Here is a 3,565-nt window from a genome sequence, read left to right as displayed (position 1 = left end):
AGGCGCCACTTGCCGTCCTCCATCATCGAGAAGTCGATGCGCACCCCGCTGGCGGGACGGCCGCGGTCGGTGTCGAGGACGTGGGTCGAGATGCCGGCCATGATCTTCGGTGTCCTGAGCGAGGGATGGGGTCTATCCGTTTGGCCGGTGCCGATCTCAGCTACCCCGATAGTACGAATAGCCCCAGGGAGTGAGCAGCACCGGCAGGTGGTAACGCTGGCCGGCATCGCGGATCTGGAAGCGGATCGGCACGAGGTTCAGGAAGTTCGGGCTGGGTAGCTTTACGCCGAGCTTTGAGAAGTATTCCTCGAAATGCATCACCAGCTCGTAGTGGCCAGCCTTGAAGGCGTCATCGACGAGCACCGGGTCGGCCGGGCGTCCGGTCGCCGTGGTGGTGATGATTTTGAGTGGCTTGTAGCCTTCGCCATCGAGCATCGCGAGGTCGCAGACCATGCCGGCGGCGGGCGTGCCATGGAAATTGTCGATGGCGTGCAGGGTCAACCGTGGAGAGAGGCCGGTCTGTGAAGTCGGAGCGGTGGTCAGCGCGCCGGGTTTGGCCGGAGGGCTCATGGGTGCGCCCTGCGCCATCACCGTGCTTGCGGACGCCACCGCCGCGGTGCTGAGGCCGACGCGGACGAGGCTGCGGCGCGTCAGTTCGGATCGGTTTGAGGGATGATCCAAGGTTGGCTCCTGATGGCGGTGAGATTACGCCGGCTCGTGCGCGGCGCGGGACGCTGCGCGCTGCTCCAGTTCCGGGGTCGCGGGCGGGACGAAGGCGAGGATCAGCGCGAGTGAGAGTGCCTCGACGGCCGCGACGATCCACAGGCCGATCGAGACCGAGCCGGTGTGCTCGCGCAGATAGCCCATCACCGCCGGGGCGCCGAAGCCCGCGAGGTTGGCCACCGAGTTGATGAGCGCGATGCCAGCTGCCGCGGCCGAACCTGCCAGGAAGCGCCCCGGGATCTGCCAGAAGACGGGGATCGCGCTCATCGTGCCGACGATTCCTACCGCGAGCGCGATCATCGCAAGGATGGGCGCGCTGGAACCGAACGAACGTCATGGCGCCGATCAACAGCAGCGTGACACCGTAGTCGGTTACCGGCGAATGACGCCGGCGGGCGACTGTCCCGATCAATTTGTGCAAGCTGCTCATGGGTAGTGAGTGTCACGACCTGCGAGCTATGGAAAGCGAGCGGTGCCCGCCACTGCCAGCCCTGGAACGGAACGAACGTCTTCGCGGGTTGTCCGATGCGGTAATCACGCTCAGGCGGCCGAGCCGACCGCGTTTAGCGCGTAGTGGCCGACTGGATCTGGCCGAAAGCGGCCTGTCCGCTCCGGAGAAAGTCGGTTGGAAAAGCGGACAGGCCCCAACCGACGTATATCGGCCACGCGGACGGGCCTATCTCACGGGCCTACTTGCGGTCACAGTCGGAATTCCAACTACGCCGGGCGCGCACTGAGGCATGAGCTAAGCCCTACCCGCTACGGCTGATAAGTGCGCCCGTGAGCGTCGGGCATCGATCAGGTTGAGTCCGTACTCTTCAGCGGTGCCCGTGTGGGAACTCCTTGAGGGATGATCGAGATCTTACCCGTTTTGGCGTACCGTGGCCGCACAGGGGGCGCGGCTGAATGCCTGCACTGGCAGGATCTACGGCGCAGGCAGAACCTCATAGGGTCGCTGGACACCGGTAAAGGGCACATGAGTAGAACGGTTCGACCATTTGACCGGTGTAAGCTCCGCTCTGGACGGCCACGATCTTGCAGGTAGGTACGGGTGACGCCTGAGAGCAGTAGCCTGAGAGATCAACATGCGCGCTTCTGTGTTGGCCGGCATTCTCGGCCTCCTGATGGCCGGCTCAGCGCAGGCTCAGGTCAAGATCGGCATCGTCGGTGCGATTACTGGGCCTAACGCGGCGTTCGGCGCTCAGATCAAAAACGGCGCCAGCCAAGCAGTTGACGACATCAACAAAGCTGGCGGGATCAACGGCCAGAAGCTCGTGGCCGTCATCGGTGACGATGCAGGCGATCCCAAGCAAGGCGTCTCAGTGGCCAACAAGTTCGCCAGCGAGGGCGTCAAGTTGGTCGTCGGTCACTTCAACTCCGGTGTGTCGATCCCGGCCTCTGACGTCTACCTCGACGCTGGCATCGTTCAAGTCACGCCCGCCTCCACGAACGTGAAGTTCACCGAGCGCGGCATGTGGAACACGTTCCGCACCTGCGGCCGCGACGACCAGCAGGGCGCGGTGGCGGGCACCTACCTGTCCGAGCACTTCAAGGGCAAGAAGATCGCCTTCGTCCACGATAAGACGCCCTACGGCAAGGGACTTGCCGACGAGACCCTGAAGGTTCTTAAGGCCAAGGGCGGCAAGGAGGCGATGTTCGAGGGCATCAATCCTGGTGAGAAGGACTACTCGGCGCTCGCCTCCAAGCTAAAGTCGGCCGACATCGACATTGTATACTTTGGCGGTCTGCACACCGAAGCTGGGCTCATAATCCGGCAGATGCGCGACCAGGGCCTGAAAGCGCCGATGATGAGCGGTGATGGCATCACCGACAAAGAGTTCGTCCAGATCGCCGGCCCGGGCGCAGCGGGGACGCTGATGACCTTCTCGCCGGACGCGCGCAAGAACCTGAACGCCAAGGATGTGGTGACGGCCTTCAAGGCTAGGGGCATCGATCCCGAGGCCTACACGCTCTACTCGTACGCGGCCGTGCAGGTTCTGGCGAAGGCGATGGCCGAGACCGGCTCCAGCGACGGCAAGACGCTCGCGGACTGGCTGCACCAAGGCAGGCCGACGCAGACGGTGATCGGCGAGATCGCCTACGACAAGAAGGGCGACATCACCCGACCCGACTACATCATGTACGAGTGGGCGAAGGGCGCCGACGGCAAGATCGATTACACAGGGCACGAATTGACTCAATGATCACACTGCGCGCTGCGCGGCTGAGATCGAGGGCAAACTCATGGACGAGCGGGATCTGCGTGGCTTCATTGAGCAGGTGAAGTCGGGCCAGCTGTCGCGGCGCGTCTTCGTGCAGCGGATGCTGGCCGTCGGCCTCTCCGCGCCGATGGCCGGGCTGATGCTGGCCGGGAACGGGGTGGCGATGGCCGCCGACATCCGGGGCGGCTACAAGGCAGCGAAGGCCGGCGGCGGGGGGGCGCTGCGCCTGCTCTGGTGGCAGGCGCCAACCTTGATCAATCCGCATTTCGCCATCGGCACCAAGGACCAGGAGGCCTCGCGGATCTTCTACGAGCCGCTCGCCGCCTGGGACCCGGACGGCAACCTCGTGCCGGTGCTCGCCGCCACGATCCCCTCCGAGGAAAACGGGACGCTCGCCGCCGACGGCCGCTCTGTGGTCTGGAAGATCAAGCCGGGCGTGACCTGGCACGACGGCAAGCCGCTCACCGCCGACGACCTCGTGTTCACCTGGGCCTATGCCCGCGACCCCGCCACCGCGGCGGTGACGATCGGCTCCTACAAGGATTGCACCGTCGAGAAGATCGACGACCTCAGCGTCCGGGTCCTGTTCGACAAGCCGACGCCGTACTGGTGCGATGCCT

At 64.7% G+C, this 3,565-nt stretch carries 4 protein-coding genes; 2 read left to right on the top strand and 2 right to left on the bottom strand.

The window, feature by feature from the left end:
- Positions 1-156: 156 nt before the first annotated feature.
- Complete coding sequence (gene uraH, locus MKL09_RS14445; protein ID WP_244021074.1) at positions 157-681, bottom strand: hydroxyisourate hydrolase; 525 nt, start codon at positions 679-681, stop codon at positions 157-159.
- A gap of 24 nt (positions 682-705) precedes the next feature.
- Positions 706-990, bottom strand: a complete 285-nt coding sequence (locus tag MKL09_RS14440) for a hypothetical protein (RefSeq protein ID WP_244021072.1) — start codon at positions 988-990, stop codon at positions 706-708.
- A gap of 818 nt (positions 991-1,808) precedes the next feature.
- Here MKL09_RS14440 and MKL09_RS14435 point away from each other — a divergent pair.
- Positions 1,809-2,927: a branched-chain amino acid ABC transporter substrate-binding protein gene (locus MKL09_RS14435; RefSeq protein WP_244021070.1), complete on the top strand. Its 1,119-nt coding sequence runs from the start codon at positions 1,809-1,811 to the stop codon at positions 2,925-2,927.
- A 40-nt stretch (positions 2,928-2,967) separates the two neighbouring features.
- On the top strand, positions 2,968-3,565 hold a 598-nt coding region (locus tag MKL09_RS14430), incomplete at its 3' end, for an ABC transporter substrate-binding protein (RefSeq protein ID WP_244021069.1).

It is taken from the genome of Methylobacterium sp. J-048 (assembly GCF_022829515.1).
Classification (GTDB): Bacteria; Pseudomonadota; Alphaproteobacteria; order Rhizobiales; family Beijerinckiaceae; genus Methylobacterium.
Note: the sequence above shows the minus strand (reverse complement) of the source record. Positions and strands in the feature narration are given on the sequence as shown.

Coding starts and splice junctions, on each gene's coding strand:
- MKL09_RS14440 (WP_244021072.1), bottom strand. CDS start 990: ATGAGCGCGATCCCCGTCTTCTGGCAGATCCCGGGGCGCTTCCTGGCA.
- MKL09_RS14435 (WP_244021070.1), top strand. CDS start 1,809: ATGCGCGCTTCTGTGTTGGCCGGCATTCTCGGCCTCCTGATGGCCGGC.